Source organism: Mycobacterium sp. NGS39 (assembly GCF_059812765.1).
Genome location: NZ_JCALDH010000008.1, coordinates 97,969 through 123,414, shown reverse-complemented (window position 1 = coordinate 123,414; position 25,446 = coordinate 97,969). Strand labels below are relative to the sequence as shown.

The 25,446-nt window shown below is 66.9% G+C and carries 30 protein-coding genes; 3 read left to right on the top strand and 27 right to left on the bottom strand.

Features of this window, described 5'->3' with window-relative positions:
* Positions 1-50 precede the first annotated feature (50 nt).
* Genes AC5Y39_RS13180 through AC5Y39_RS13170 form a run of 3 tightly spaced genes read left to right on the top strand, consistent with a single transcriptional unit; the run spans position 51 to position 2,827 of the window.
* Entirely contained in the window at positions 51-968 is a 918-nt protein-coding gene (locus tag AC5Y39_RS13180; RefSeq protein ID WP_500020182.1) for an SAM-dependent methyltransferase, read from the top strand.
* A gap of 10 nt (positions 969-978) precedes the next feature.
* Entirely contained in the window at positions 979-1,917 is a 939-nt protein-coding gene (locus tag AC5Y39_RS13175) for a class I SAM-dependent methyltransferase (RefSeq protein WP_500020184.1), read from the top strand.
* Positions 1,918-1,927: 10 nt separating this feature from the next.
* Positions 1,928-2,827 (top strand): class I SAM-dependent methyltransferase, encoded by a 900-nt coding sequence (locus AC5Y39_RS13170; protein ID WP_500020185.1) that lies wholly within the window; start codon positions 1,928-1,930, stop codon positions 2,825-2,827.
* A gap of 8 nt (positions 2,828-2,835) precedes the next feature.
* On the opposite strand, the gene sppA is transcribed toward AC5Y39_RS13170, so the two are convergent.
* The 27 genes from sppA to rpsS form a co-directional block, all read right to left on the bottom strand.
* Positions 2,836-4,605, bottom strand: coding sequence for a signal peptide peptidase SppA (sppA, locus tag AC5Y39_RS13165; protein WP_500020187.1), 1,770 nt, complete (start codon positions 4,603-4,605; stop codon positions 2,836-2,838).
* Between the two features lie 41 nt (positions 4,606-4,646).
* On the bottom strand, positions 4,647-4,853 hold the full coding sequence (locus AC5Y39_RS13160; protein WP_500020189.1) for a hypothetical protein: 207 nt from the start codon (positions 4,851-4,853) through the stop codon (positions 4,647-4,649).
* 118 nt (positions 4,854-4,971) lie between these two features.
* Positions 4,972-5,415, bottom strand: a complete 444-nt coding sequence (rplO, locus tag AC5Y39_RS13155; RefSeq protein WP_500020191.1) for a 50S ribosomal protein L15 — start codon at positions 5,413-5,415, stop codon at positions 4,972-4,974.
* Positions 5,412-5,603 carry a 50S ribosomal protein L30 gene (gene rpmD, locus AC5Y39_RS13150; RefSeq protein WP_499912232.1) on the bottom strand — a complete coding sequence of 64 codons (192 nt, stop codon included), beginning with the start codon at positions 5,601-5,603 and terminating at the stop codon, positions 5,412-5,414. The genes rplO and rpmD overlap by 4 nt, the downstream gene beginning before the upstream one ends.
* A 2-nt stretch (positions 5,604-5,605) precedes the next feature.
* Positions 5,606-6,274, bottom strand: a complete 669-nt coding sequence (gene rpsE, locus AC5Y39_RS13145; protein WP_499912234.1) for a 30S ribosomal protein S5 — start codon at positions 6,272-6,274, stop codon at positions 5,606-5,608.
* A gap of 31 nt (positions 6,275-6,305) precedes the next feature.
* Positions 6,306-6,704 carry a 50S ribosomal protein L18 gene (gene rplR, locus AC5Y39_RS13140; RefSeq protein WP_500020193.1) on the bottom strand — a complete coding sequence of 133 codons (399 nt, stop codon included), beginning with the start codon at positions 6,702-6,704 and terminating at the stop codon, positions 6,306-6,308.
* Positions 6,705-7,244, bottom strand: a complete 540-nt coding sequence (gene rplF, locus AC5Y39_RS13135; protein ID WP_500020195.1) for a 50S ribosomal protein L6 — start codon at positions 7,242-7,244, stop codon at positions 6,705-6,707.
* 15 nt (positions 7,245-7,259) lie between these two features.
* Positions 7,260-7,658: a 30S ribosomal protein S8 gene (gene rpsH / locus AC5Y39_RS13130; protein ID WP_499912241.1), complete on the bottom strand. Its 399-nt coding sequence runs from the start codon at positions 7,656-7,658 to the stop codon at positions 7,260-7,262.
* A gap of 13 nt (positions 7,659-7,671) precedes the next feature.
* The gene (locus AC5Y39_RS13125) at positions 7,672-7,857 is read right to left on the bottom strand and encodes a type Z 30S ribosomal protein S14 (protein WP_500020197.1); all 186 of its coding nucleotides are present in this window, start codon (positions 7,855-7,857) and stop codon (positions 7,672-7,674) included.
* Complete coding sequence (gene rplE / locus AC5Y39_RS13120) at positions 7,857-8,420, bottom strand: 50S ribosomal protein L5 (protein ID WP_500020199.1); 564 nt, start codon at positions 8,418-8,420, stop codon at positions 7,857-7,859. The genes AC5Y39_RS13125 and rplE overlap by 1 nt, the downstream gene beginning before the upstream one ends.
* A complete protein-coding gene (gene rplX / locus AC5Y39_RS13115; protein WP_499912247.1) occupies positions 8,417-8,737 on the bottom strand; it encodes a 50S ribosomal protein L24 in 321 nt (106 codons plus the stop codon). Before rplX ends, rplE begins: the two co-directional genes overlap by 4 nt.
* Positions 8,738-9,106 (bottom strand): 50S ribosomal protein L14, encoded by a 369-nt coding sequence (gene rplN / locus AC5Y39_RS13110; protein ID WP_499912249.1) that lies wholly within the window; start codon positions 9,104-9,106, stop codon positions 8,738-8,740.
* A gap of 242 nt (positions 9,107-9,348) precedes the next feature.
* Complete coding sequence (locus tag AC5Y39_RS13105) at positions 9,349-9,774, bottom strand: DUF7144 family membrane protein (RefSeq protein WP_500020201.1); 426 nt, start codon at positions 9,772-9,774, stop codon at positions 9,349-9,351.
* Between the two features lie 38 nt (positions 9,775-9,812).
* Positions 9,813-10,691, bottom strand: coding sequence for a formylglycine-generating enzyme family protein (locus tag AC5Y39_RS13100; RefSeq protein ID WP_500020203.1), 879 nt, complete (start codon positions 10,689-10,691; stop codon positions 9,813-9,815).
* A gap of 71 nt (positions 10,692-10,762) precedes the next feature.
* A complete protein-coding gene (locus tag AC5Y39_RS13095) occupies positions 10,763-13,114 on the bottom strand; it encodes an arylsulfatase (protein ID WP_500020205.1) in 2,352 nt (783 codons plus the stop codon).
* Between the two features lie 141 nt (positions 13,115-13,255).
* Entirely contained in the window at positions 13,256-14,941 is a 1,686-nt protein-coding gene (locus AC5Y39_RS13090) for a glycosyltransferase family protein (RefSeq protein ID WP_500020207.1), read from the bottom strand.
* Positions 14,938-16,410: a glycosyltransferase gene (locus tag AC5Y39_RS13085; RefSeq protein ID WP_500020209.1), complete on the bottom strand. Its 1,473-nt coding sequence runs from the start codon at positions 16,408-16,410 to the stop codon at positions 14,938-14,940. The genes AC5Y39_RS13090 and AC5Y39_RS13085 overlap by 4 nt, the downstream gene beginning before the upstream one ends.
* Positions 16,407-17,921, bottom strand: coding sequence for a hypothetical protein (locus AC5Y39_RS13080; RefSeq protein ID WP_500020211.1), 1,515 nt, complete (start codon positions 17,919-17,921; stop codon positions 16,407-16,409). Before AC5Y39_RS13080 ends, AC5Y39_RS13085 begins: the two co-directional genes overlap by 4 nt.
* Position 17,922: 1 nt before the next feature.
* A complete protein-coding gene (locus AC5Y39_RS13075) occupies positions 17,923-19,866 on the bottom strand; it encodes a hypothetical protein (RefSeq protein WP_500020213.1) in 1,944 nt (647 codons plus the stop codon).
* Between the two features lie 124 nt (positions 19,867-19,990).
* A complete protein-coding gene (locus AC5Y39_RS13070; RefSeq protein ID WP_500020215.1) occupies positions 19,991-21,346 on the bottom strand; it encodes an alpha/beta hydrolase in 1,356 nt (451 codons plus the stop codon).
* 55 nt (positions 21,347-21,401) lie between these two features.
* Positions 21,402-22,610: a lipase family protein gene (locus AC5Y39_RS13065; RefSeq protein WP_500020217.1), complete on the bottom strand. Its 1,209-nt coding sequence runs from the start codon at positions 22,608-22,610 to the stop codon at positions 21,402-21,404.
* Between the two features lie 100 nt (positions 22,611-22,710).
* Positions 22,711-23,043 carry a 30S ribosomal protein S17 gene (gene rpsQ, locus AC5Y39_RS13060; protein ID WP_499912276.1) on the bottom strand — a complete coding sequence of 111 codons (333 nt, stop codon included), beginning with the start codon at positions 23,041-23,043 and terminating at the stop codon, positions 22,711-22,713.
* Complete coding sequence (rpmC, locus tag AC5Y39_RS13055) at positions 23,043-23,276, bottom strand: 50S ribosomal protein L29 (RefSeq protein ID WP_499912278.1); 234 nt, start codon at positions 23,274-23,276, stop codon at positions 23,043-23,045. Before rpmC ends, rpsQ begins: the two co-directional genes overlap by 1 nt.
* The gene (gene rplP, locus AC5Y39_RS13050; RefSeq protein ID WP_500020219.1) at positions 23,276-23,692 is read right to left on the bottom strand and encodes a 50S ribosomal protein L16; all 417 of its coding nucleotides are present in this window, start codon (positions 23,690-23,692) and stop codon (positions 23,276-23,278) included. Before rplP ends, rpmC begins: the two co-directional genes overlap by 1 nt.
* A 3-nt stretch (positions 23,693-23,695) precedes the next feature.
* Positions 23,696-24,556, bottom strand: a complete 861-nt coding sequence (gene rpsC / locus AC5Y39_RS13045) for a 30S ribosomal protein S3 (RefSeq protein WP_500020221.1) — start codon at positions 24,554-24,556, stop codon at positions 23,696-23,698.
* The gene (gene rplV / locus AC5Y39_RS13040; protein ID WP_500020223.1) at positions 24,556-25,089 is read right to left on the bottom strand and encodes a 50S ribosomal protein L22; all 534 of its coding nucleotides are present in this window, start codon (positions 25,087-25,089) and stop codon (positions 24,556-24,558) included. The genes rpsC and rplV overlap by 1 nt, the downstream gene beginning before the upstream one ends.
* A gap of 64 nt (positions 25,090-25,153) precedes the next feature.
* Complete coding sequence (rpsS, locus tag AC5Y39_RS13035; protein ID WP_003925848.1) at positions 25,154-25,435, bottom strand: 30S ribosomal protein S19; 282 nt, start codon at positions 25,433-25,435, stop codon at positions 25,154-25,156.
* Between the last annotated feature and the right edge of the window lie 11 nt (positions 25,436-25,446).

Here is a 25,446-nt window from a genome sequence, read left to right as displayed (position 1 = left end):
CGCCCAGAAAAGCGGCGTACAGTTACATCAGCTAAGTAATGAGGAGCCCGATGCCACGGACCGACAACGACACCTGGGACCTTGCGTCCAGCGTGGGCGTCACCGCCACGATGGTCGCGGCGGCCCGTGCCGCGGCGAGCCGGGCCGAGCGCCCGCTGATCAGCGACCCGTTTGCGGAGCCGTTGGTGTCGGCCGTCGGCGTTGACGTCTTCACCAAGCTGGCCACCGGCGTGGTCACATTCGCCGAGGTCGACGACGACGCGGAGACGGGCGCGCGGCGCTTCGTCGACGGGATCGCGGTGCGCACCAAGTTCTTCGACGATTTCTTCCTCCAGGCCGGCGACGCCGGCATCCGCCAGGCCGTCATCCTCGCCTCCGGCCTGGACTCGCGCGCCTACCGGCTACCGTGGCCGGCGGCCACCGTCGTGTTCGAGATCGACCAGCCCGCAGTCGTCGACTTCAAGACACGCACGCTCGCCGGGCTCGGCGCCGAGCCGACGGCCGATCGCCGCGCCCTCGCGGTCGACCTGCGCAACGACTGGCCGGGCGCGCTGCGCGACGCCGGGTTCGACCCGGACCGGCCGGCGGCCTGGATCGCCGAGGGACTGCTGGGCTACCTGCCACCCGACGCGCAGGACCGGCTGCTCGACGACGTCACCGCACTCAGCGCTTCAGGCAGCCGGTTCGCCACCGAGACGGCGGCCAACCCCGGCGCCCTGGACCGAGCCGAGATCGAGAAGCGGATGCGCACGGCGTCGGAACGCTGGCAGCGGCACGGCTTCGACATCAACCTGGCCGATCTGGTGTACATCGGCGAGCGCACCCCGGCGCCGGCATATCTGGCCGCACACGGCTGGGAGACGACGGGCGCGACCGCCTCGGAGCTGTTCGTGCGCTACGGGCTGCCGCCCAACGACTATGTACCGAGTTTTGGTGAACTGCTCTACGTCGACGCCACCCTGAAGTAGAGGACACGCAATGGCACGCACCGACAACGACACCTGGGACCTGGCGTCCAGCGTGGGCGCGACCGCGACGATGGTCGCCGCGGCGCGGGCGATGGCGAGCCGGGCACCCGATCCGCTAATTACCGACCCGTTCGCCGAGCCGCTGGTGCGGGCGGTCGGCATCGATTTCTTCGTCAAGGCCCTCGACGGCGAGATCTCGTTGGCCGACGACCCGGATGAGCCGCAGGACACGCTGCCGATCATCGAGGTCATGGCAGTGCGGACCAAGTTCTTCGACGACTTCTTCGTCGAAGCCGTTTCGGCGGCGACATCGGGCCCAGACTCCGGCGACGCCGGCATCCGGCAGGTCGTGATCCTGGCCTCCGGTCTGGACTCCCGCGCCTACCGGCTGCCCTGGCCGGCTGGCACCGTCGTGTTCGAGATCGACCAGCCGGCGGTCATCGACTTCAAGACCCGCACGCTGGCCGAGCTCGGCGCCGAGCCGCCCGTCGAGCACCGGACCGTCGCCGTCGACCTGCGCGACGACTGGCCGGCGGCATTGCGGGCCAACGGATTTGACCAAACGCGCCCGACGGCGTGGAGCGCCGAGGGGTTGCTGGCCTACCTGCCGCCTGACGCACAGGACCGGCTGTTCGACAACATCACCGCGTTGAGCGCCGCGGGTAGCCGGCTGGCCACCGAGTACCACCCGGACGGCCCGTCGGCGATCGCCGAGCGGCAGAAGGAGATGGCGCGCAGATTTCGCGAGCGCGGCTTCGACCTCGACCTCTCGGAGCTGATGTATCACGAGGACCGCACCCCGGCCACCGACTACCTCGCCGGGCTGGGCTGGCGGGTGTCGACCGAGACGCGGGCCGAGGTGTTCGCCAAGTACGGCCGCAAGATGGCCACCGACGACTCGACCGCGCCCATGCGAAACAGCGTTGCCGTCACGGCGGTCCGCGACTGAAGGAGCAGCCATGGCCAGAACCGACAACGACACCTGGGATTTGACCACGAGCGTGGGCGCCACCGCGACGATGGTCGCGACGCAGCGTGCGCTGGGCACGCGTGAGCGCCTGATCGACGACCCGTACGCCGAGCCGCTGGTGCGAGCGGTCGGCCATCGCTACTTCAACCAGGTGCTCGACGGCGAGATCGACCTGTCGGAAGTGGACCCGCAGTTCAGCGTCCGGCGCTCCGCCGAGGGCATCGCCGTGCGCACGCGGTTCTTCGACAACGTGTTCACCGACGCCGGCGCCGCCGGTGTGCGTCAAGCCGTGATCCTGGCCGCCGGGCTTGATGCGCGGGCATACCGGCTGCCGTGGCCGGACGGCACAGTGGTCTACGAGGTGGACCAGCCGGAGGTCATCGACTTCAAGACCAGGACGCTGGCGCAATTGGGCGCCCAGCCTACGGCCGGCCACCCCCCCGTCGCCATCGACCTGCGCGACGACTGGCGAAAGGCATTGCTGGACAACGGCTTCGACCCCAGCACACCCACGGCGTGGAGCGCCGAGGGGCTGCTGATCTACCTGCCGCCGGACGCCCAGGACAAGCTGTTCGACACGATCACCGAGTTGAGCGTGCCGGGCAGTCGGGTGGCCACCGAGCACATCCCGGGCACCAACGTCTTCTCCGACGAACGGTCGCAGCGCATCAAGGAGCGGATGAAGAAGTACGGCCCCGACTTCGACTTCTCCGAGCTGATCTACGACGGCGAACGCAGCCACGTCACCGAATACCTCACCTCGCTGGGGTGGCAGGTGTCAGCCCTGACGATGCGAGAAGCCTACGCGGACAACGGGTTCGAGTTCCCCGAAGATGAGGCGATGACGCCGTTCGCGGATCTGAGCTACGTCAGCGCGGTGCTGATGTAGCCAAGCGCTCAGAAGCGGTGCTCCCCCAGCCACAGCACCTGGGCGCCGCTGACGGCGCGCCCGGCCTGGTCGACCAGCCCGGCGACCGATCGGCCCAGGACCACGGCTACGGCTTCCGGTAGCGACGCGGCGGCGGGTTGTGACGACGGCCGGGGCCGCAGAAACTCCAGCCACGACGCGCCGGGATAACTGACGATGTGGACCTCTTCGTCGGCGTCCAAGCCGGCCAGGATCTTCGCACGCCGGATTGCTGTGCGCAGCCCGCCGAGTTCGTCGACCAGGCCGCGGTCGAGGGCATCTGCGCCTGTCCACACCCGGCCGCGAGCCACCTTGTCGACGTCGTCGACCGAAAGGTTGCGACCGTCGGCGACGCGCTTGACGAAGTCCTCGTAGAAGAGGTCGGCCTCTGCTTCGACCTGGGCGCGCTGCTCCTCGGTGAAAGGGGTGTCCATGGACCAGGCGTCGGCATTTGCGTTAGTGCGCACGGCATCTGAGCGCACCCCCAGCTTGTCCTTGAGCTCGCGAGCGACGAGTTTGCCGGTGACCACACCGATCGAGCCGGTGATGGTGCCGGGGTTGGCGACGATCGCGTCGGCGGCCATCGACACGTAGTACCCACCGGAAGCGGCGACCGAGCCCATCGACGCGACCACCGGCTTGCCTTGGCCGCGAAGGCGGTTGACCTCGCGCCAGATGGTCTCCGAGCCGGTGACGGACCCACCCGGGCTGTCGACGCGCAGCACCACAGCGGCGATGTCGTCGGCGGCACCGGCCTCGCGCAGTCCCGCGGCGATGGTGTCGCCGCCAGAGCTGTTCGATCCCAACGGCAATGGCCGCGGGCCGCCGCGGCCGCTGACGATTGCACCCGCCACGGTGACGACGGCGATCGTCGGCTTGTCTTTGCGCCCAGGCACTTTCGGCGTGGGCAAGCTCGGGCGCTGCGTGCGAGCGTAGCGGGCGAGATACAGCCGCGGCGGTTCCTTCTCGGGGTCGTCGGTGTCGGCGCCGACCAGCTCGGCGATGCGGGCGTATGCCTCGTCGCGGAAGCCGATCCGGTCCACCAGCCCGCCGGCGACCGCGTCGTCACGCAGCAGGGGCGCGCGGTCGGCGAGCGCGTCGACGTCGGCGACATCGAGCTTGCGCGACTCTGCGATCGCTTGCCACACCTGGCTGTGCAGGCTCTCCACCAGTCGGGTGTCGGCTTCGCGGTGGGCGTCGGTGTAGCTGTCTTGAGTGAAAAGGTTTGCCGCCGACTTGTATTCGCCGCGCGCGACGAATTGCGCGTCGATGCCGGCCTTTTCCAGTGCCCCGCGCAGAAACAGCGCATGGGCGGCGAACCCCACCAGCCCGACGGTGCCTGAGGGTTGCATCCACACCTCGCGAAACGCCGACGCGAGGTAGTAAGCCAGTGTGCCGGGGTATGTTTCGGCCCACGCCAGCGACGGTTTCGCTGCGGTGAACGCCGCGATCGCGTCGCGCAGTTCTTGTATCGGCCCCGCAGGTGCGGCCGGGATCTGCACGCGCGCGATCAGCCCGCTGACTCGATTGTCATCGGCGGCCCGATGAATCGCGGCGACGGCCTCGCGCAACAGCAACGGGCGCCCGCCGCCGGTGATCACCGCCAATGGATCGAAGCCTCCGGTCTCCGGCGGTACCGCCTGCAGATCGAGTTCCAGCACGCAGCCCTTCGGGATGCCGTGATGCCGGGCCGTGTCGACCTTGCGGCTCAGGGATCTCAGGTCGTCGAGGTCGGGTACGCCGGGCAGGAAGCTGAACATACCGTCACCCTATGCGCTGGCGAGCCGGCGCAACCGGGTGGCTAGCCGCCGTACGGTGTGGCCTTCACCGCAGGCGCAGCCGACGGGGTCTCCGGAACGCTCGGCGGCGTCGACTGGGTGATCGTGGTGCCGGCGCCGCCGAACTTGTTGTCGGCGCTGGCCTGCTGGCTGCTGCCGAACACGACGGTCAGAACCGTCATCGCCGCAATCCCTGCCGCGCCGAGTGTCACCAGGACCGTTTTCGTCACAGTTGCTCACCTCGCTTTCGCATCGCAGGCACGCTAACTTCTGCAGATTGCCGTGAGGAAACGCTTCGTTACCGCGACGTTTCGTCACCGCCGCGCGGGCACGCTCGGCGCGATGAGGCTAGGACAGCTCGGTGACGGATCCGCCTGCGGCGGTGATCTTTTCGCGGGCACTGCCGCTGAACTTGTGCGCGCTCACCGACACCTTGACGCCGAGCTTGCCGTCGCCGAGCACCTTGACGAGGGTGTTCTTGCGCACCGCTCCCTTGGCCACCAGCTCGTCGATGCCGACCTCGCCGCCCTCGGGGAACAGCCGGTTGATGTCGCCGACGTTGACGACGGCGTACTCGGTGCGGAAGCGGTTGCGGAAGCCCTTCAGCTTCGGCAGCCGCATGTGGATCGGCATCTGGCCACCCTCGAATGTCACCGGCACGTTCTTGCGTGCCTTGGTGCCCTTGGTGCCGCGGCCGGCGGTCTTGCCCTTCGAGCCCTCACCGCGGCCGACGCGGGTGCGCTTGGTTTTCGACCCGGGTGCGGGTTTGAGGTCGTGCAGCTTGATCGTCATTTGTTCGCCTCGACTGCTTCTACTTCCACGAGGTGGCGCACCACCGCGATCAGGCCACGGGTCTGCGGATTGTCCTCACGCACCACGGAATGACGGATGCGCCGCAGGCCCAATGTCCGCAGGCTTTCCCGCTGCTTCCAGCGGGCGCCGATGGTGCTGCGCACCTGGGTGATTCGAACGTCTGCCATGGTCACGCCGTTCCTTCACGCGCCGCCGACGCCGCGAGCGCTGCGTTCTCGCGCCGAGCACGCAACATGCCGGCCGGCGCGACGTCCTCGATCGGCAGACCGCGGCGGGCCGCCACTTCCTCCGGACGCTGCAGCAGCTTCAGCGCGGCCACCGTCGCATGCACCACGTTGATCGCGTTGTCGCTGCCCAGCGACTTGGCCAGAATGTCATGCACGCCGGCACATTCCAGCACTGCACGCGCGGCGCCGCCGGCGATCACGCCGGTACCCGGGCTGGCCGGGCGCAGCAGCACCACGCCCGCGGCGGCTTCGCCCTGTACGGGATGGGTGATCGTGCCGCCGATCAGCGGCACCCGGAAGAAGTTCTTGCGCGCTTCCTCCACGCCCTTGGCGATCGCGGCCGGCACCTCTTTGGCCTTGCCGTAGCCGACACCGACCATCCCGTTGCCGTCGCCGACGATCACCAGCGCGGTGAAGCTGAACCGGCGGCCGCCCTTGACCACCTTGGACACGCGGTTGATCGCGACGACGCGCTCGAGGTAGTTGCTCTTCTCGCCGCCGTCGCGGCCACGGCCCTCGCGGCGGCCGCGCCCCTCGCGGGGCCCGTCGCGCTGGTCGCGAGTTTCGGTGCGGCCCTCGGATACCGGCGGGCCACCCGCCTGCTCGGCCATCATGCTGTCCCTTCGTCGAAAGTCAAAGTCATCAGAACTTCAGCCCGCCTTCTCGCGCCGCATCGGCCAGCGCGGCGATCCGGCCGCCATAGGTGTAGCCGCCGCGGTCGAACACCACGGTGTCGATGCCAGCAGCCTTGGCGCGCTCGGCGATCAACTGCCCCACCCGCACGCTGTGAGCCTTCTTGTCGCCCTGCACTGCCCGCACATCGGCCTCGATGGACGACGCGGCGGCCAGCGTGGTGCCGGTGAGGTCGTTGACCAGCTGCACGTGAATGTGCCGCGACGACCGGTGCACCACCAAGCGGGGGCGTTCGGCCGTTCCCGACAGCTTCTTGCGCAGCCTGGCGTGGCGGCGCAGCCGCCCGGCACGCCGGACAGCGGCCACGCTCTGGCCGACCGGCTTGTGCTTGTTTTCGGTACTCGTCATTTACTTGCCCGTCTTTCCGACCTTGCGGCGGATCTGCTCGCCCTCGTAGCGCACGCCCTTGCCCTTGTACGGGTCCGGACGGCGCAACCGGCGGATGTTCGCCGAGACCTGGCCCACCTTCTGCTTGTCGATGCCCGAAACCGAGAACTTGGTCGGGCTTTCCACCGCGAACGTGATGCCCTCAGGCGCCTCGATCACCACTGGATGGCTGTAGCCGAGCGCGAATTCGAGGTTGTTGCCCTTCAGCTGCACGCGGTAGCCGACGCCGTGAATCTCCATTTTCGTGGTGTAGCCCTGCGTCACACCGGTGACCAGGTTGCTCACCAGCGTGCGCGACAGTCCGTGCAGCGAGCGGTTGCGCCGCTCGTCGTTCGGCCGGCTGACGATGATCTCACCGTTGTCGTTGCGTGACACGGTGATCGGCTCGGCAACCTGCAACGCGAGCTCGCCCTTGGGTCCCTTCACCGAGACGTTCTGGCCGTCGATCGTGACGTCGACGCCCGCCGGAACGGGAATCGGCTGCTTACCAATACGCGACATCTGTTCCGTTCCCCCTCACCACACGTACGCGAGGACTTCGCCACCGACGCCCTCGCGGGCCGCCTGACGGTCGGTCTTCAGACCCGACGAGGTGGAGATGATGGCCACACCCAAGCCGCCGAGCACCCGCGGCAGGTTGGTGGACTTGGCGTACACCCGCAGGCCGGGCTTGGACACGCGCCGCAGTCCGGCGATGCTTCGTTCCCGGCTGGGACCGTACTTCAGTTGCACCACAAGCGATTTGCCGACGCGGGCATCCTCGGTGCGGTAGTCCGCGATGTAGCCCTCGTTCTTGAGGATCTCGGCGATGTTGGCCTTGATCTTGCTGTGCGGCAGCCGAACTTCGTCGTGGTACGCCGAGTTGGCGTTGCGCAGACGCGTCAGAAAGTCTGCGATCGGGTCGGTCATTGTCATAACGGCGTCCTCTTCACCAACTGCTCTTCTGCACGCCCGGCAACTGACCGGCATGCGCCAACTCCCGCAGGCAGATTCGGCACAGGCCGAACTTGCGATACACCGCGTGCGGACGGCCACACCGGCTGCACCGCGTGTACGCGCGCACCTTGAACTTCGGCTTGCGCTGTTGCTTGTTGACCAAGGCCTTCTTCGCCATCAGTTCTCCTTGAACGGAAAGCCGAGTGCCCGCAACAGCGCTCGCCCTTCCTCGTCGGTCGTCGCCGAGGTGACGACGGTGATGTCCATGCCGCGCGGCCGGTCGATCTTGTCCACGTCGATCTCGTGGAACACCGACTGCTCGGTGAGCCCGAAGGTGTAATTGCCGGTGCCGTCGAACTGTTTGGGGCTCAACCCGCGGAAGTCGCGGATACGCGGCAGCGCGATCGTGATCAACCGGTCCAAGAACTCCCACATCCGGTCGCCGCGCAGCGTCACCCGCGCGCCGATCGGCATGCCTTCGCGGAGCTTGAACTGCGCGATCGACTTGCGGGCCCGCCGGATCTCGGGCTTCTGGCCGGTGATCAGCGCCAGGTCGTTGACTGCGCCGTTGATCAGCTTGCCGTCGCGGGCGGCGTCGCCGACGCCCATGTTGACGACGACCTTGACGATGCCCGGGATCTGCATCACGTTCGCGTAGCCGAACTGCTGCTGCAGCGCGGCACGGATCTCTTCGCGGTAGCGGAGTTTGAGGCGGGGCTGGGTCTTCTCGACCGTCGTCATGGGATGTCCTTGCCGTTGCGCTTGGAGACGCGAACCTTCTTGCCGGTCTCTTCGTCGATGCGGTAGCCGACGCGGGTGGGCTTGCCGTCGGAGTCGACGATCATCACGTTGCTGACGTGAATCGGCGCTTCCTGCGTGACGATGCCGCCCGAGCGGGCGCCGCGCTGGTTGGTGGAGACGGCGGTGTGCTTCTTGATCCGGTTGACGCCCTCGACGAGCACTTTGTTGTCTTTCGGGAACGCCTTGAGCACCTTGCCTTTGGCGCCCTTGTCCTTACCGGAGATGACGAGCACGGTGTCGCCCTTGTGGATCTTCATCTACAGCACCTCCGGGGCCAGCGAGACGATCTTCATGAACCGCTTCTCGCGCAGCTCGCGGCCGACGGGCCCGAAGATGCGCGTGCCGCGTGGATCGTTGTCGGCCTTGATGATCACGGCCGCGTTCTCGTCGAACTTGATGTAGCTGCCGTCCGCGCGCCTGCGCTCCTTGGCGGTACGCACCACGACGGCCCGCACCACGTCGCCGCGCTTGACGTTGGCGCCAGGGATGGCCTCCTTCACGGTCGCGACGATCACGTCGCCGATGCCGGCGTAGCGTCGCGACGAGCCGCCGAGCACCCGGATGCACAAGATCTCCTTGGCGCCCGTGTTGTCGGCGACCTTGAGCCGCGATTCCTGCTGGATCACAAGATCTCCTCGACAGTGGTATGTGCACGCCGAGGGAAAGCCCGAACGTGCGCGGTCTTGGCGTCACCGAAGGGCACGCGGGGCCAACCAGCGCGAACGCGGCCAGCCGAGGTCTGCCCAAGGCAACCCCTAGATTCTAGGGGACGACCCGCGAGCAGCCAAATTGCCCGCCTCACCCCGCGAGCGGGCGTGTTTGCACAGCGACGCGCCGCCGCCACCCGGACGACGGCGCACGCTCGCGCTCATCTGAGGGTGCTGCCCGCGCCCCTGTCCCACGTCGCGACAGCCCAGATCACGATCACGTCCAGTGCGATCACCACCAGCGACCACACCGGGTAGTAGGGCAGCCACAAAAACATCACCACGATCGACACCGACGCGATCACGATGGCCCCGACGCGCGCCCAGTCCCGGCCGGTGATGAGGCCGATGGCTATCGCAGCCAGCACGATGCCGAGCACGATGTGGATCCAGCCCCAGACCGTGGTGTTGAACTTGTACACGTAGTCGGCGGTGACCACCAGCAACTCGTCGTTGACCACCGCCGAGACGCCCTGGAAGAAGGTCAGCAGTCCGGTGACCAAGAGCAATGCACCGGCGGCGATCGACGTTCCGGCTGCGACGACGTTGCGGACAGGGTGGTTCTCTGTGGGGTTGCTGTGCGTCATGTGCACTTCTTTGCCCGTTGGAGGAATCGGCTAAACGGTCAGCCTGCGACGCACCGAAACCCGATGTGCGTGGTGGCGGTGTCGCGGGACTGCGGAGAGCGGGCGGCGGGGCGGTACCGGTGGCAGTACTCGGGTGCGCACAGATGCGAGCCGCCCTTCAGCGTCTGGTTGACGCTCGGATCCGCCGACGGGATGGTGTTCGACGGTGCACAGCACGCACCGCTGACCCGGTGGTGCGACGAGTATTCGGTGGTGGTCCACTCCCAGACATTGCCGATCATGTCGACGAGCCCGAAGCCGTTGGGCGGAAACGCGCCGACCGGTGACGTGCCCACCCAGCCGTCGGCGCCGTCGTTGAGGTAGGGGAAGCGGCCCTGCCACGTGTTGGCCATCAGCCGGCCGCCGGGGCATGGCTCGTCACCCCAGGGATACACCGACGTCGAGCCGGCCCGGGCTGCGTACTCCCACTCCGCCTCGGTGGGCAGTCGCCGGCCCGCCCACTGCGCGTACGCCCACGCGTCCGGGTAGGCGATCTGTACGACGGGGTGGTCGGGCTTGTCGGCGACGTCGCTGTCGGGCCCGGACGGGTGGCGCCAGCTCGCCCCGGGCGCCCAGTCCCACCACTGCCGCCAGTCGCGCAGATCGACGGGGCCGGCGCTGGGCTTGAACACCATTGCGCCGGGCACCAGATCCGCCACCGCTGCCCCCGGATACAGCGCAGGATCAAGCGGCTGCTCGGCGACCGTCAAATACCCTGTGGCGGAGACGAATTCGGCGAACTGCTGATTCGTCACCGGATGCCGCTCGATCGCGAACCCGGCGACAGTGGCGGTGTGGACGGGCGCCTCTTCGGGGTAGAAGCTCGTCGACCCCATCCGGAACGACCCGCCGGGCAATTCGACCAGCTCGGTCAGCATGTGCCCAGAGTAAGGCGTGCATCCGCTGCCGACCTCCGCCGCTCACGCCATCGTGAACGGTGCATGTCGTTCTAGTCCTTCGCGAACGCCAGCGCCAACTCCTTCTCCAGATCCTGGTAGGGCTGCCCGGAGATGTCGACGACCACCTGGTCGATAGTTCCGCCGGTGAACGCATACGGCGCCTTGTAGGCAGCCGACACCGCCGACCCGCTGTTGCGCCCGACCGACAGGCTCGCTCCCGCCAGGCCGAAGGTGCCGGGGTGGGCCTTGACTTCCGACCGGGCCGCCACCGGCTGCTCGTCGACGTAGAGCGTGACTTCTCCGACAGGTGTGTGACTGCCCTCGACGGTGCCCACGCGGCCATAGCGGACACCGAAGACGTGCCTGCCCAGCGGCACCGCGTCCGGTGCCGAGACCTTCTGTTCTTCGTCGCCCATGAAGTTGTAGACGTAGTGCAACCGGCCGTCCTGGACGAACAGCACGTGCCCGCCGTGCGCACCGCCCTGCTTGAACAGCACACCTTCGGCGCCGGTGGTGTCGACGGACACTTCGGCCAGCACGGAGAACGACTGCCCCCGAATCTCCACGGCCGCACCGATTCCCACTTCGGCGGTGTTGGGGTAGTACGTGAAGCTCTTGCTGTCGCCGGCGAGATACGGCCGCCACCGGGTCATGGTTTCCAGAAGGTTCAAGTCGGCCAACGGCAGTCCGTTGTACTTGGCCGCTTCGGCGAACCAGAGCTGTTTCATCTCCTCGAGCTTCTCCGGCTCCCGCGACGACAGGTCGTGGCACTGGCTGCGGTCGACGTCGATGTGAAACAGCTCCCAGCGGTCCCGCTCGAAGTGCGACCAGCCCGACGGCGTGGCAGCGTGCACGGTGTTGGCGAACCAGCCGCGATGCCAGATGCCGCGGGTGCCCAGCATCGTGTAGAACTGCGTGTCCTTGCCGGTGTTTGCAGACGGATCGTCCAGTGCCGCTTTGAAGCTGATGCCGTCGAGTGGCTTCTGTGCAATGCCTCTGACGGTGTCCGGCGGTGTGACGCCGAGCAGGTCGTACACCGTAGGTGTGATGTCACAGACGTTGACGTAGTTGTCCCGCACCTCGCCACGCGCCCGAATTCCGTTGGGCCAGCTGATGATTGCGGTGTCGGCGATGCCGCCCTCGTGGGACGCGTAACGCTTGAACAGCTTGTACGGCGTGTTGAACGCCATCGCCCACCCGATCGGATAGTGGTTGTAGGTGTCCGGCCCGCCGAGGTTGTCGTAGAACCGCAGGCTTTCCTCGACGGTGTCGATGTATCCGTTGAAGAACTTCACCTCGTTCACTGAACCGTTCGGGCCGCCCTCGCCGCTGGCGCCGTTGTCGGAGATCACCACGATAATCGTGTTGTCGAGCTGGCCGGACTCTTCGAGGTAATCGAGGATGCGGCCGAGCTGGGCGTCGGTGTAGGACAGGAAACCGGCGAATACCTCAGCCATCCGGCAGAACAGCTTCTTTTCTTCGTCGGCCAGGCTATCCCAGGGCCGCACGGTGTCCTGCAGCGGCCAGGCTTCCCCGTTGGGGCCCTTGACATCTGAGTACGGGTTGAGCGGCGACAGCTCGGTGTCGGGCGGGACGATGCCCAGCCTTTTCTGGTTTTCCAGGACGATGTCGCGATAACGCTCATACCCCATATCGAACGTGCCGGCGTACTTGTCGGCCCATTCCTTGAACACGTGATGCGGCGCATGACCCGCGCCCGGGCAGACGTAGGAGAACCATGGCTTGTCCACAGCGATCGTCTTCGCGTCGCGGATAAACTCAATTGTCTTGTCGGCCAGGTCTTTCGACAGGTGGTAGCCCTCTTCGGGAGTGGCCGGCGGGGCGACGGGATGGTTGTCGTAGACCAGGTCGGGATACCACTGGTCGGTTTCGCCGCCCATGAAGCCGTAGAACCGCTCGAAGCCACGCGACAGCGGCCAATGACGTTTGGTGGCGGCCAGATTCGATTCCTCGAGCGGGGTCAGGTGCCACTTGCCCACACAGTAGGTGTTCCAGCCGCGCTCGGCGAGCACCTCAGAGATCAGTGCGGTGTCGAACGGAATGCGTCCGTTGCTGTTCGGGAAGCCGTCGGTGAACTCCTCGATAGTTGCCATGCCGACGGTGGTCGCGTTGCGCCCGGTCAACAGTGACGCCCGCGTCGGCGAACACAGTGCCGTGGTGTGAAACTGCGAAAGCCGCACGCCCTGTGCCGCGATACGGCTCATGGTCGGCATTTCGACGAGTCCGCCGAAACAGTCCCACGTGGCGATGCCGTTGTCGTCCCAGACGATGTAGAGAATGTTGGGTGCCCCCGCAGGGGCGGTCGGCGCCGCGTACGGCCCCCAGTCCGGCTCGGAATCTCGAATATCCAGCTCGATCTTGCCCGCAAACTCAGCCGCCATCGTCCGGCTCCGTCCTGCTGTTTCTGATCCCGACGTGGCCCGGACACTACACCGGCAACGTAGATGTCAGTTGAGAAATCGACGAGCCGCCCACCGACGGCATCGGCGGTGCGGACCACCCGAAACAGACTGCGGTGAGCGTCAACTCGCCGGCACGGGCTTGTTCACCCGGTAGAGCCGCCAGGTCGGCTGGCTGTCACCGTTGTTGGGGACCTCCAGTTCCAGCGTGGCGACGTCGGCGCCGGTGTCGTACAGCGTCGGGTAACGCAGGTTCAACGCGTCCGAGGCGCCGCGGCCGGTCGGCGGAACGGCCAGCATGTACTGGACATTGCCGCCGACCGGATCGTTGAGCAGCGCGACGAAGTCAGGATCGGACGGCACGACGAAGGTCTTGGGCCGCTGCGATGCGGCGACGATCGCGAACCCGTAGACGGTGTCGGTGAGGATCGAGCTGTCCGGCAGGTTCAGCCGGTCGAGGTACTCCGCGATCTGGCGCTCGGTAGAAAACGACGCGGCAATGCGATGCTCGATGGCTTTGCGGGCCGTCACGCTGTCCGGTTGTGGAGACAGCACGGCACCCAGTGCGTATTCCTGCGGCGCGTATTTCGGTTGGCTCATCCCCCACGCGGTCACCGGGATGCCGACGGCGAAGGCCGCCACCACGCCGGCTGACGCCCACCGCAACCGCCGGGTGATCGGCACGGGCGGCGGCTGGGCCGGTGCATACCGCCCGCGCCGCTTCGCGGGCATCAGCACACCTTCGGGTGCCGCCAGCAGTGCCAGCGTGGCCGCGAACGGCACCGCCACGATGTAGAACCGCAGGAATCCGAACGTGGAACCGGTCGCGTAGCTCAGCGCCTGAAAGCTCAGCGCCGCACCGTACATCACCAGCGGCACCAGCAACACCGGCCAGTTGCGCCACCGCCATCGCGCGACGCCGGCCCAGACCGCGATCGGCACCAGGGTCGGCGCCAGCAGCGCGGTACAGACAAGCGCGAACCGCAGTCCCCCGGTCACATCATCCGTCGCACCACCCGACTGCTGCAGAATCGCGGAATTGCCGTATTGCGAACTGAATTGGGCGAACGCCTGGCCGGTGATCAGCCAGCTGGTCACCGCCCACCCGACGAATGCGGCGAAGCCGGGTCCGCTGACCAGAATCACGTCCAGCAACGCACGGCGCAGTCGGGGCGCAGGGCGCGCACGCAGATATGTGGTGACACCCACCAGCAGACCTGTCGCAGCGATGCATGCGACCGCGTCGTAGCGGGTGAGGTAAGCCAGTCCCATCGCGACACCGCCGGCGGCAACGAGGTGATGCACGTCGTCGTCGGTCATCCACAGGATCAACCGGCGCACCGCCCATACCAGGAAGAAAAGGAACGGGGCTTCGCTCATGCCGTTGGATCCGTAGAAGACGATCATCGGGTTGAGCGCAAACAGCGCAGCGATGGCCAGCGAGTACCGTCGCGGTAGTCCGCGGTCCAGCCCGATCGACAAGATCTGAATCACCGCACCCGCCATGAAGATCGACGACATGATCGTCCCTGAGAAGGCCCGTTCGGTCATCGCGGGCCACAACGGGCTGAGCAAGATTGCGGGCAGCTGCACCATCGCAGTCAGCGGCGTGAAGATGAAGCCGATCGCCGCCAAGTGCGGTTCACGGCTGAAGAGCACGCTCTGCGCCGCCGAGACCCGCGACAGCGCGTCGCCGAGGATGAATCCGTGACACACCTGCAGCCAGTAGCCCACCGCCAGATAAGCCACGAAAGCGGCGGTGAAGACGACGATCTTGAGCCGGCGGCCGGTAAGCCAGCCGATTCTCACGGTTGCGGTTCCTCGTCGTCGCGGCGGTCGAGTCCGTGAAAAGTCTTCTCCCAGTAGGAGGGATTGCGGATCAACTGGTACAGGCCCTTGGCGGCGGCGACGCTCATCATCAACCAGAACAACGGGACCGTCAGCGCGGGCACGATCAGGTCAGAGCGATCGTCTTCGCGCAGCGCGATGAAATTCATGTACAGCGTGGCTGCGTTGCCCAGCACCAACGCACACAACGCAGGGAAGTAGATGTATGCGGGAAAGACGGCGCCGACGGCTGCGGGCTGGCCCAAGAACCACAACACCGTGATCAACCAGAAGGCGAGGTTGAGCACCGCGACAATGGGGGTGCCACCGACCACGAGATTGAACCGGATGAAACTGCGCCAGCCGATGGTCCGCAGCAACTCCCTGGGCTGGCGCATGTGCACCAGCCAGGTCTGCAAATAGCCTTTGTACCAACGGGATCGCTGCCTCACCCAATTGATGGGGTCGCTGTTGGCCTCTTCGAGGGTGACCGAGTCGACGACGGCCGTCTGGTAGCCAGAGGCTGCGATGCGCAGCCCCAAGTCCGCGTCTTCGGTGACGTTGAACGGGTCCCATGCACCGATCTTGTCGAGCACCGGCGCCAGGATGTGGTTGGACGTACCGCCCAGCGGGATAGGCGAATTCGTTCGCATGAGGCCCGGCAGCAAGTAGCCGAACCACAGCCCGTATTCGGCGGTGAACCAGCCGGTCAGCAGATTCTGGTGGCCGTTGTGATAAGCCAGCTTCGCCTGCACACACGCGACATTGTCCGGTAAGGCGTTGTAGGCGGCCACCACCCGCCGCAACTGCAGCGGCTCGGGATGGTCCTCGGCGTCGTAGATCGTGACGATCTCACCTGTGGCGAAGTGCAGCCCGTAGTTGCACGCCTTCGGCTTGGTACGCGGTTCGGCGGGCGGCACCAGGATGATCGTGATCGCCTGGGATTCACCGCAACTCTTTGCCGCCGCGATCGTGACGTGGTCGTCGGCTTCCAGCAACAGCAGCACTTGCAGCTTCTCGCGCGGGTACTCCAGCGCCCCTATCGCTCCGATCAGATTGCCCACCACTTCGGGCTCGTTGTAGGCCGGCACCAGGATCGTGTAGGGCGGCAGGTCCGCGTCCGGGATGGCCCGCGCCTCTTCGTCGGTCACTACGATGGGCCGCGACGCCAAGCCGCGCCGGAAAATCGCGACCCGGTCGACCATCGTGCACACATAGGCCAACGTGCACAGTCCCACCACCGCGACCGCGGTTTGCATCGGTTTCCAGACGACGAAACCGATGACGGTCACCAGAAGGATGACGAGGGCCGGCCGCTGCCACCCTGAAACCGCTTCGGCGGCCGAATGAATCGGGTCGTCTTCGCGCAGCCCGTTGATCGCCCGGTGCAGCGCGTGTTCCCGCTCGGCACTGGAGAAGGTGTCGTAATGGCTATGGGATTCGATGGTCATAACGTTTGGGCTCGCAGCTTGTCTTTCACCAGCGCCCGACCGAACGCGGTCAGCATGTCAGCGTCCTTGAACACGGGGTTGCGGTCACTGACCGCCGAGTTGCCGCGGAACAGAATCGTGAACATCGAGTTCAACGTCGAGACGGTTCCGCCGGTGGGAGTGGGAAACGGCGCGTCGGGCTCGTGGTTGTCCACCGACAGCACGACGATGCGCTGCGCTTCACGGGGATTACGCCACGTCCACGACAACGAGTTCCAGCTCACCAGAAGTTTGTCGTCGACGACCGAGACCAGCTGACCGGTGACGCCGTAACCGAGATCCACGGTGCGCGGCGGACTGAGCCGGGTGTCGGTGAGGTCGTAGAGCAAGGTGGTGGGGTACACCTCGAACGACATCGGGCGCCTGGTCACGACGCTGTCCACGACGACCGTCCGGGGTCGTCCGAACTTGTCCCACTTCGGATTTCCCGACGTCGCCTGCATCCACTGCCGGGTGACGTTCGCCGACTTGCCGTACAGCCGCCGAATCCAGGTGAAGTGCTCCTGCTCGGTGAGCTTCCATCCGGTGGGCACGAGCGGAGCGTTGGCGAACGTCATCGAGCTGATCTCGGTGGTCGGCGGCGCCGGTGACGTCGGCAACTTCATGGTGGACACCGCCAGCGCCACCGCGAACAGCACCGGCAGGCCGACCCACACCTGACCCGCCGCCAAGGGTTCGATCTTGCGCTCCAAGAAGCGCTTCTCTTTGCCGCGCCGGCGATGCAAGAACAACACCACGCCGACGAGCGAAATCGCTGTCACCACCGGAATCAGTTGGTAGGCAAGCAATGGCGCATCGGGGTAGAACACCGCCATGACGATGAGCACCGCGAAGCCGACACCCCATGCGAGGGTCGAGCCGATCACCGCTCGCCGAACGGTGCGGCCGACGCCGATCGCGGTGGCGAACGCGGCGATGATCAGCGTCGCGGCTCCGCCGGCGACATGAGAGCCGCCCAGGACGATGACAGTCAGGTAGTAGGGCAGCGGGAAGATCATCAGCAGCAGCAGCCATACCCACACGAACCGCGTCACCGGACGAAGGCCGAACAGCACCACCGCCGAACTCACCAAGAACAGCCAGAGCGCCACCAGGTCGAGCCGCAGCAGGTGGAAATAAAGCGCATAACGCGCCAGCAGCACGCCCTGGATCATCATGGCGAGCACCAAACCCATTGTCCCGACGATGATGTCGGTTTGACGGTCATGGATCGGCAGCTCGGTGCGTTCGCGCCGTGCGACGCTGACGGCGGCGAGGATTGCCGCGAGCGGCACTGTCCATACGTAGCCGCCCATGCCGCCGTCGAACGTGACCTCGACGACGTTCGCCAGCGACCTGTGGAACGCGATGACCGTCACCGCACCGATGTAGAGCCACCGCAACGCAATCCGGAACGCCGGATGCAACAGATGCATCCACGGTGTGCGGTTGGATGCGGTATCCGCCGGACTCGGCTGCAGCGTCGTCGTCACGTCAGCCGCCCGGTTCTCGACGCCTCTTTCGCAGGACGGCCCAGCCTGCGCCGACTGCACCCGCCGCAACCGCAAGGCCGGCCGCCCACCAAGCCCAGGCTCCGCCGTCGTCTCCCGACGACGCCCGGGCGGCGGCCGGCGCCGGCGGCACTTGGACCGGATCGCGCCCTTCCGGCTGCAGAACCGCTTCGCCGGACAGCCGCTCCCACCGGCGCACGTCGGCATCCAGCCAGCCGAGCAACGTATCGACTTGCGCGGGAGCAGCAGTCGAGGTCGCGACGATCAGAGGGCGGTTGCCGTCGTATACCGTCTGCAACGAAGCGAATCGCAAAGACGGATCGAGCGTGAGGGTCGTGGCGCCGCCTGTCCCGTCCAATCCGGCCACGCCGATCTCGTTGCCTTTGCCCACGCTGACGGGCAGCTTGAGGTGTTCGTCGTCCCAACCGTTGGCGGCCACCAGCACCGCCGGCAGAGCGGAGTTGCGCGCTTCGGACAGCGACGTCACGTGCGTGTCCATCGGCAGCGAGCTCAGCCGTTGCAGCCCTTCGATGATCTGCGCCGCACGCACCGTGTCGGCGAACGCGTCGTCGCCGATGCCGACTTCCACCCGCGGCAGCAGTGCCTGCGGCAGTGACTGGAAGCCGCGCGGAGCCGGCGGCACCGCGGCCTGAGTGGTCACCGTCGTCGCGCCGTCGATGGTCAGCGTGATCGGCTGGAACTCACCGCAGCGGCCGGTATTTCCGGCGATGTCGACCGCCACCCCCAGATTCGTGTAGCGCAGCAGAAGGTTGTCGGGGATGTTCACCCAGCGGTCGATTACCCCCTCGGCGTCGGCGGGCCACCGCTCGATTGTCTGCCCACCGATCGCCACGACGATGCTGCCGGCCACGCTCGACGGCAACGGAGTGTACGAACCCTGAAGGTGCACACGGACATTGCGCACCGAACGGCCGAGCCGGGTCTGGTCGAGCGCAATGGAGACTTGCGGCGCCAGTGCCGTGCTGTTGACGCCGGGTTGGCCCAGATCCCGGATCGTCACCGAGTCGGGCGGCAGCTGCGGGCTCGAACGCAGCGGTCCCACAACGGCTTTCGACGACAGCGCCAACCGGGAGATGTCTCGGGACAGCAGCCTGGTCTGGTTGGTCAGCTCGTTGGCCGGGCCCGAGATCAACAACGACGGCACGCCGGTGCCGCCCTGCAGGGTCAGCCCACTGGCCGGGCCCTCCTTGATCACCACTTGGCGCTCCAGCGGCTGCGACGGTGCTGGCGGCCTCGGGGCGTCCGCCGGTAACGGCAACACACTGACATCGGTGGGCTGCTTGCCGTAGTGGGCCACGGTGGCAGCGGTCAAGCGCACCGCGGCATCGGACTCGGCTCGGGTGGGCTTGGCCGGTAAGAAGATCGTGAGCTTCTGCAGCACCGGCGGCAAGAAGTCGGCCACGGCCGCCGGGGCGGCTTCCACTCCGGCGTAGGTCAACGACAGGTCGACGAGCCGCAGCGGAATCGTCGGGTCGTAGAGGCAGAACCCTTCGACGGGAAACAGCGTGCTGCGCAGGACCACGGTGACCGCGTTGTCGACGATCTCCGCGCCGGCGAGCGGAATCACAATCGGCGCCCGGTCGGTGTTGGGCACGTCGACCCGCGAGATCGTGCGGTCGTCCTGCGACACCGTGATCGTGCCGGTGCGCAGGTTCGGCGGCAGCTCGACTGTCGCGTTCACCGACGCGGGCACCAACCCCCGCGGAACCGGAACGGTCAGGTTCTGGGTGCCCTGCGTTCCGTAGAACGACAAGCTCGGGTCCAGCCCCAGCGTCCGGTACGCGAGAGTCGGGGAATCAGCGGGAAGCCCGTCGTCAGCGGACGCGATCATCGGCGGCCAGCCGGTGGCCAACCCAAGCGTCATCAACCATGCGGCACCCAGCAACCACCTCTTAGCTGATTTCATTAGCGCTGATGGTAACCAGCCGAATGCTTCGCCAGTGCCGATCAGCGCAAAAGTTATCAACGGCGGCGTTACTGATTGCCATCAGTCTGTTCAGTCCTACCGCGGCCTGATGCCGGACAGAGCGTCAGCCGGCGCCCGGCAAACCGATCCTGGGCACGTTCGGGGTGCCGAGCTTGCCCGCCAGCCACGGCAGCGACGCGGCGAATCCGGCACCGGCGGATGGGAAATCGTGCCCGCCCGGGTAGCCGACGGCCGCGCATTCGACTCCATGCGCACTGAGCAACGCGCACATTTTGTTCGCGTTGTCGGCGTGGCGTTCCGAGTACGGGTCCCAGCCCGCCGTCGCCTCCGCAGGCGCAGGTCCGCTCCCCGCCGGCCGGTACACGGTCGGCATCTGGCCGGACACGCCAAGCCATGCCGACATGTTGGCGTACGAGCCGCGTCTTTCGATCACGGTCTTCGGGTCGAAGGCAGCCCACGCGTCGCTGTCACCCCCGAACAGCCGGGCGATCGTCTGCCGCTGTGTGCCGGCGTTGGGACCCAGTTGACCATCGAGGTCGACGAACGCGCTGAACAACTCGGGATGCATCACTGCGGTCATCAACGCGCACGTACCGCCTGACGACCAGCCGACCAGGCCCCAGTTCGACGGGTCGGCGCTCACGCCGAACCGCGACACCATGAACGGGACAACGTCTTTGGTGAGATGATCTGCCGCGTTACCGCGAGGGCCGTTCACACACTCGGTGTCGTTGTCGAACGTGCCGGTCGAGTCCGGAAACACGACGACAGGGGCATAACCGCCATGCTGTGCGGCGAACTTCGGCAGAATGTCCGCCGCGCCTGCCGATTGCGGCCAGTCCGACGCGTGGCTGAACTCCGCGCCGACCATCATGACGGCCGGTAACCGCGGCGGAGGATCGGATCTGAACCATGCCGCGGGCAGGTACACGAGCTCGGTGCGGTGACGGAAGCCTGAACTGTCCGAAGGGATCTCGACCCATACGAAGGCCCCCGCCGCGGGTTTGGCTCCGATGCGCACCATCGCGGCCAGAGCGGCCTGGTCGATCCAGTCGGCCGGGTGGCTTCCGCTCACGCGTTGCCACAGGGATTCGACCGTCGGCAAGTAACCGGTGGCGGTGTTGAGCGCGGACGCCGCGCAGACCACACACAGCGGAACCGCCGCCACCGCGGCCACCCGCCGCTGCCAGCCGGCGCCGCGCCAACCCAGCACCAGAACTGTGACGGCGAAACCCACCGCGGCCACCCAGAACGCGGTCGCCCACGACGGAAGCTTCCCGGCCCAGCCCTGGTATCTGACGAACAGTTGGACAACCGCCGCCACCGCGACCCCGACCATGACAGCGGCCAGCAAGTGCACTGCCTTGCGGCGCGAATACCGCCAGCCGGCCGCGACCGCCAGCACGGTGACGGTCACAACCTGGATCGCGATGGGCAGCCAGCCGGTGGTCAGTGCCATCGTCGCTCATGAATCATCAAGGATGGCTGCATGTTTCGCGTCGCCACAGAGCTGGTCATGGGTTTCCGGGGCTCGGTGTGGGTCGCATGACCGACTGACAGTCGTCCGGCGCCGGCCGGCCGCGGAAGCGGTCGTCGATCCATGCCAGTGCGTCGCCAGTCCCCGCATCTTCGCCGCCGCGCCGAATGGTTATCACGTCGCCCATCGCGCACGCCCCCTGCAGTGCACGCATCGTCGAGCTTGCCGGCGTCAAAGGATCCTGGTCGCTGTACACCACCAGCATCGGTGCCTGGGCCGGCCCCTGGGGAAGATTGGTCTTCTGGAGGTAGCCGCGCAGAGTCTCGGCGGCCGCCGTGTCGTCGGGCCGCAGATCCTCGGGGCCCACCTGCGCCAGTTTCGGCGGCCGGCCCGATGCCGGGCCGGTGCAGCCGAGCGCGTCGTCCCACAGCTGCACGGCCAGACCCCGTCGGTAACTGTCGAGCTTGACGTCGTAGGGGAACTCCTCTTTCAGCGCGGCGAGGTAGCGGATCAGTGTCAGCTTCTGCGGATCGGTGAGCTGCCCCGCCTGGGCGGCGTCGACGAGTCCCATCACATCGGCGATCGGCGAAACACTAGCTGTGCCAACGAGTTTCAGGCCGTACCCGTAATTCTCGGCCAGCTCGTTGGCGGCCCATGCCGCCTGCCCGCCTTCGTCCATGCCCACCGCCGCCCACGACGCCGAGGTGTGCGCGACCACGTTGCGCGCGGCCCGGACCGCGTCGATCAGGTTGTAGCCGGCCGTTGTGGAATCCAGGTACGGGTGGTACGCGTGCTCGTCGACCGCGGCCTTGCCGAGTCCTTGGTAGTCGGAGACGGTGACGACGTACCTCATACCCAACAACGCCTGCACGACTGCGGCCGAACCGTGCAGATCGGCGGACAGCGACGGCGCGCACTCGGGCTTGGTGCCGGCGGTGGCGTGACCCAGCGCGACGATCGGGAACCCGCCTGGCGGTGGGTCGCCTTTGGGCACGAAGATCGATGCGCTGACGTGAGTAGTGGAGTCGTTGACGCCCGACCGTGACGTGTAGGTGACCACGCGTGCCGAGGCCGCCGCGCCACGCAGAGCCGAGTCGAGATTCGTCAGCGGGCTGTCCGCGACCACGCCGCCGGGTTGATCGACCTTCGCCTGTGGGCGCGTGGTTGGCGACGGATCCGAGCGGGGTCCGCTGCAGCCGGTCAGGGCGACGACGACGGCCGCCACCACTGCGAAAGTTCGGACCATGAACCTACCCGGCTTGCGTCATCCGCTACGTCGAAGCGGCGGCCCCGATCATACAAACGAGAACCGCGCGCAGGGCGTCATCGGCGCGCCGCGGGTGAGGCTACTTGGCGCGCTCCAACACCTCGACGAGCCGCCAGCGCTTGGTCGCGGACAGCGGCCGAGTTTCCATCAGCGAAACGCGGTCACCGATGCCGGCGTCGCCGTTCTCGTCGTGCGCCTTGACCTTCTTGGTGGTCCGGATGATCTTGCCGTACAGCGGGTGCTTCACCCGGTCCTCGAGCTCGACGACAATGGTCTTTTGCATCTTGTCCGACACCACATAACCGATCGCGGTCTTACGACGACCGCGCGGCTTCTCCTTGCGCGGAGTGTACTTGGGGCCCTTCGGCTTTGCGGTCCCAGTGCCGCCCGTGGCGGAAGCCTGTTCTGCCATTACGATTCCTCACTGCCGGGGCCGGAGGCCAGCCCCAACTCACGTTCACGCAATATCGTGTACACGCGTGCGATTTCGCGGCGCACGGTGCGCAACCGACGGTTGTTGGACAGCTGGCCGGTGGCCGACTGGAAGCGAAGGTTGAACAGCTCTTCCTTCGACTCCCGCAACCGCTCGACCAACTCCTCGTCGGTGAGCTCGCGCAGTTCGCCAGCGGAGGTTCCCACTGCCATCAGAACTGCTCCTCTCGGGTCACGATGCGTGCCTTGATCGGCAACTTGTGGATAGCCCGGGTCAGCGCGGCCCGGGCGGTCTCCTCATTCGGGTAGCTCAGCTCGAACAGGATGCGGCCGGGCTTGACGTTGGCGACCCACCATTCCGGCGAGCCCTTACCCGAACCCATGCGGGTTTCGGCGGGCTTCTTGGTCAGCGGGCGGTCCGGGAAGATGTTGATCCACACCTTGCCGCCACGCTTGATGTGCCGGTTGATCGCGATACGCGCCGACTCGATCTGCCGGTTGGTGATGTACGCGTGTTCCAAGGCCTGGATGCCGTAGTCGCCGAAGCTGACCGTGGTGCCGCCGCTGGCAATGCCGCGCTGACGCGGGTGATGTTGCTTGCGGTGCTTGACCTTACGGGGAATCAACATGGCTCAGCTCCCTGACTCATTCGAGGTGCCACTCGTCTGAACGTCGGGCGCGGAACCGGTTTCGACTGCCGCCGCAGCCTCCTGCGCGGGCGAGCCCTCCTCCGCAGCGGCCCGGCTCACGTCGGTGCCGGTCGCGGTGGTGCCCGACGCGCCGCTGCGGCGCGGCCGGGTGCCCGACGGACGCTCCCGGCGCGGTCGATCCGCCGCCGGTGCCGCGGCGGTCAGCTCCCGCTTGCCGCCGACGATGTCGCCCTTGTAGATCCACACCTTCACGCCGATCCGGCCGAACGTCGTCTTCGCCTCGTACAGGCCGTAGTCGATGTCGGCACGCAGCGTGTGCAGCGGAACGCGGCCCTCGCGGTAGAACTCCGAGCGGCTCATCTCTGCGCCGCCGAGCCGTCCTGAGCACTGCACCCGGATGCCCTTGACGTTGGGCTGACGCATCGCCGACTGGATCGCCTTACGCATCGCGCGGCGGAACGCCACGCGGTTGGACAGCTGCTCGGCGACGCCCTGTGCGACCAACTGTGCTTGCGACTCAGGGTTTTTCACCTCGAGGATGTTCAGCTGCACCTGCTTGCCGGTGAGCTTTTCCAGGTCTGCGCGGATACGGTCCGCCTCGGTGCCACGCCGGCCGATCACGATGCCGGGGCGTGCGGTGTGGATGTCGACGCGGACGCGGTCACGGGTGCGCTCGATCTCCACGTCGGCGATGCCGGCGCGCTCCAGACCGGTGGCCAGCAGCCGCCGGATCGCCACATCCTCTTTGATGTAGTCGGCGTACTGCTTGTCGGCATACCAGCGGGACTTCCAGTCGGTGGTGATACCGAGCCGGAAGCCGTGCGGGTTGATCTTCTGGCCCACTACTGCGAGCCTCCCTTCGCTTCCTGTGAAGCCTCTTGCGCCTTCGCCGCCGCCTTCTTCGCGGGCGCCGCCTTCTTCGCGGGCTCCGCCTTCTTCGCGGGCTCCGCCTTCTTCGCGGCTGCCTTGCTGGCCTCGGCCCGCTTCGCGCGCGTCGACCGCCCCGACCGCTCGTCGCGGCGCGGACGGCTCTCCACCACCGCGGTGATATGGCTTGTGCGCCTGCGGATCCGGAACGCACGACCCTGAGCGCGCGGGCGGATGCGCTTGGCGGTCGGGCCCTCGTCGGCGGTCAGCGTGGCGACGACGAGAGTCGACGGGTCAAGCCCGTTGTTGTTCTGCGCGTTGGCCGCCGCGCTGGCGATCACCTTGGCCACCGGGCCGCTGGCCTGCTGCGGTGCCCAGCGCAGGATGTCCAGTGCCTCGGCGACCGGCTTGCCGCGCACCAGGTCGATGACCCGGCGGGCCTTGGTAGCCGAGACACGCACGAAGCGCGCCTTGGCTGTGGCGCTCGGGTACGTCTCAACAGAAGTCATCGCTGCCCTTTGCTCTCGGTTCGCGGCTCTTCGCCCAAGAGGCTCATCGCTGCGCAAGCCATGCTCATCGCCGCTTGCTCTTCCGGTCGTCCTTGATGTGGCCCTTGAACGTCCGGGTCGGCGCAAACTCACCGAGCTTGTGCCCCACCATCGCCTCGGTGACGAACACCGGCACGTGCTTGCGGCCGTCGTGCACCGCAAACGTGTGCCCGATGAAGTCCGGGATGATCGTGGACCGGCGCGACCAGGTCTTGATGACCTGCTTCGTGTTCTTCTCGTTCTGTGCGTCGACCTTCTTGAGCAGATGGTCGTCGACGAACGGGCCCTTCTTGAGGCTGCGTGGCATTACCTATCGCT

What these genes read in the sequence shown, in the direction of transcription:
- AC5Y39_RS13085 (WP_500020209.1), bottom strand. Translation starts at nt 16,410, where the DNA reads ATGACCATCGAATCCCATAGCCATTACGACACCTTCTCCAGTGCCGAG.
- sppA (WP_500020187.1), bottom strand. Translation starts at nt 4,605, where the DNA reads ATGTTCAGCTTCCTGCCCGGCGTACCCGACCTCGACGACCTGAGATCC.
- AC5Y39_RS13100 (WP_500020203.1), bottom strand. Translation starts at nt 10,691, where the DNA reads ATGCTGACCGAGCTGGTCGAATTGCCCGGCGGGTCGTTCCGGATGGGG.
- rpmD (WP_499912232.1), bottom strand. Translation starts at nt 5,603, where the DNA reads ATGGCAGACGTTCGAATCACCCAGGTGCGCAGCACCATCGGCGCCCGC.
- AC5Y39_RS13070 (WP_500020215.1), bottom strand. Translation starts at nt 21,346, where the DNA reads ATGGCACTGACCACCGGCTGGCTGCCCATCGCGATCCAGGTTGTGACC.
- rplE (WP_500020199.1), bottom strand. Translation starts at nt 8,420, where the DNA reads ATGACGACGGTCGAGAAGACCCAGCCCCGCCTCAAACTCCGCTACCGC.
- rplO (WP_500020191.1), bottom strand. Translation starts at nt 5,415, where the DNA reads ATGACGATCAAGCTGCACGACCTCAAACCCGCACCCGGGTCGAAAACC.
- rplP (WP_500020219.1), bottom strand. Translation starts at nt 23,692, where the DNA reads ATGTTGATTCCCCGTAAGGTCAAGCACCGCAAGCAACATCACCCGCGT.
- AC5Y39_RS13125 (WP_500020197.1), bottom strand. Translation starts at nt 7,857, where the DNA reads ATGGCGAAGAAGGCCTTGGTCAACAAGCAACAGCGCAAGCCGAAGTTC.
- rpmC (WP_499912278.1), bottom strand. Translation starts at nt 23,276, where the DNA reads ATGGCAGTGGGAACCTCCGCTGGCGAACTGCGCGAGCTCACCGACGAG.
- rplF (WP_500020195.1), bottom strand. Translation starts at nt 7,244, where the DNA reads ATGTCGCGTATTGGTAAGCAGCCGATTCCCGTTCCGGCGGGCGTCGAC.
- rpsH (WP_499912241.1), bottom strand. Translation starts at nt 7,658, where the DNA reads ATGACAATGACCGACCCGATCGCAGACTTTCTGACGCGTCTGCGCAAC.
- rplV (WP_500020223.1), bottom strand. Translation starts at nt 25,089, where the DNA reads ATGACTTCTGTTGAGACGTACCCGAGCGCCACAGCCAAGGCGCGCTTC.
- rpsE (WP_499912234.1), bottom strand. Translation starts at nt 6,274, where the DNA reads ATGGCCGAGCAGGCGGGTGGCCCGCCGGTATCCGAGGGCCGCACCGAA.
- AC5Y39_RS13175 (WP_500020184.1), top strand. Translation starts at nt 979, where the DNA reads ATGGCACGCACCGACAACGACACCTGGGACCTGGCGTCCAGCGTGGGC.
- rplX (WP_499912247.1), bottom strand. Translation starts at nt 8,737, where the DNA reads ATGAAGATCCACAAGGGCGACACCGTGCTCGTCATCTCCGGTAAGGAC.
- AC5Y39_RS13180 (WP_500020182.1), top strand. Translation starts at nt 51, where the DNA reads ATGCCACGGACCGACAACGACACCTGGGACCTTGCGTCCAGCGTGGGC.
- rpsQ (WP_499912276.1), bottom strand. Translation starts at nt 23,043, where the DNA reads ATGGCAGAACAGGCTTCCGCCACGGGCGGCACTGGGACCGCAAAGCCG.
- AC5Y39_RS13065 (WP_500020217.1), bottom strand. Translation starts at nt 22,610, where the DNA reads ATGGTCCGAACTTTCGCAGTGGTGGCGGCCGTCGTCGTCGCCCTGACC.
- AC5Y39_RS13105 (WP_500020201.1), bottom strand. Translation starts at nt 9,774, where the DNA reads ATGACGCACAGCAACCCCACAGAGAACCACCCTGTCCGCAACGTCGTC.
- AC5Y39_RS13095 (WP_500020205.1), bottom strand. Translation starts at nt 13,114, where the DNA reads ATGGCGGCTGAGTTTGCGGGCAAGATCGAGCTGGATATTCGAGATTCC.
- AC5Y39_RS13170 (WP_500020185.1), top strand. Translation starts at nt 1,928, where the DNA reads ATGGCCAGAACCGACAACGACACCTGGGATTTGACCACGAGCGTGGGC.
- rpsS (WP_003925848.1), bottom strand. Translation starts at nt 25,435, where the DNA reads ATGCCACGCAGCCTCAAGAAGGGCCCGTTCGTCGACGACCATCTGCTC.
- AC5Y39_RS13075 (WP_500020213.1), bottom strand. Translation starts at nt 19,866, where the DNA reads ATGAAATCAGCTAAGAGGTGGTTGCTGGGTGCCGCATGGTTGATGACG.
- rplR (WP_500020193.1), bottom strand. Translation starts at nt 6,704, where the DNA reads ATGACGAGTACCGAAAACAAGCACAAGCCGGTCGGCCAGAGCGTGGCC.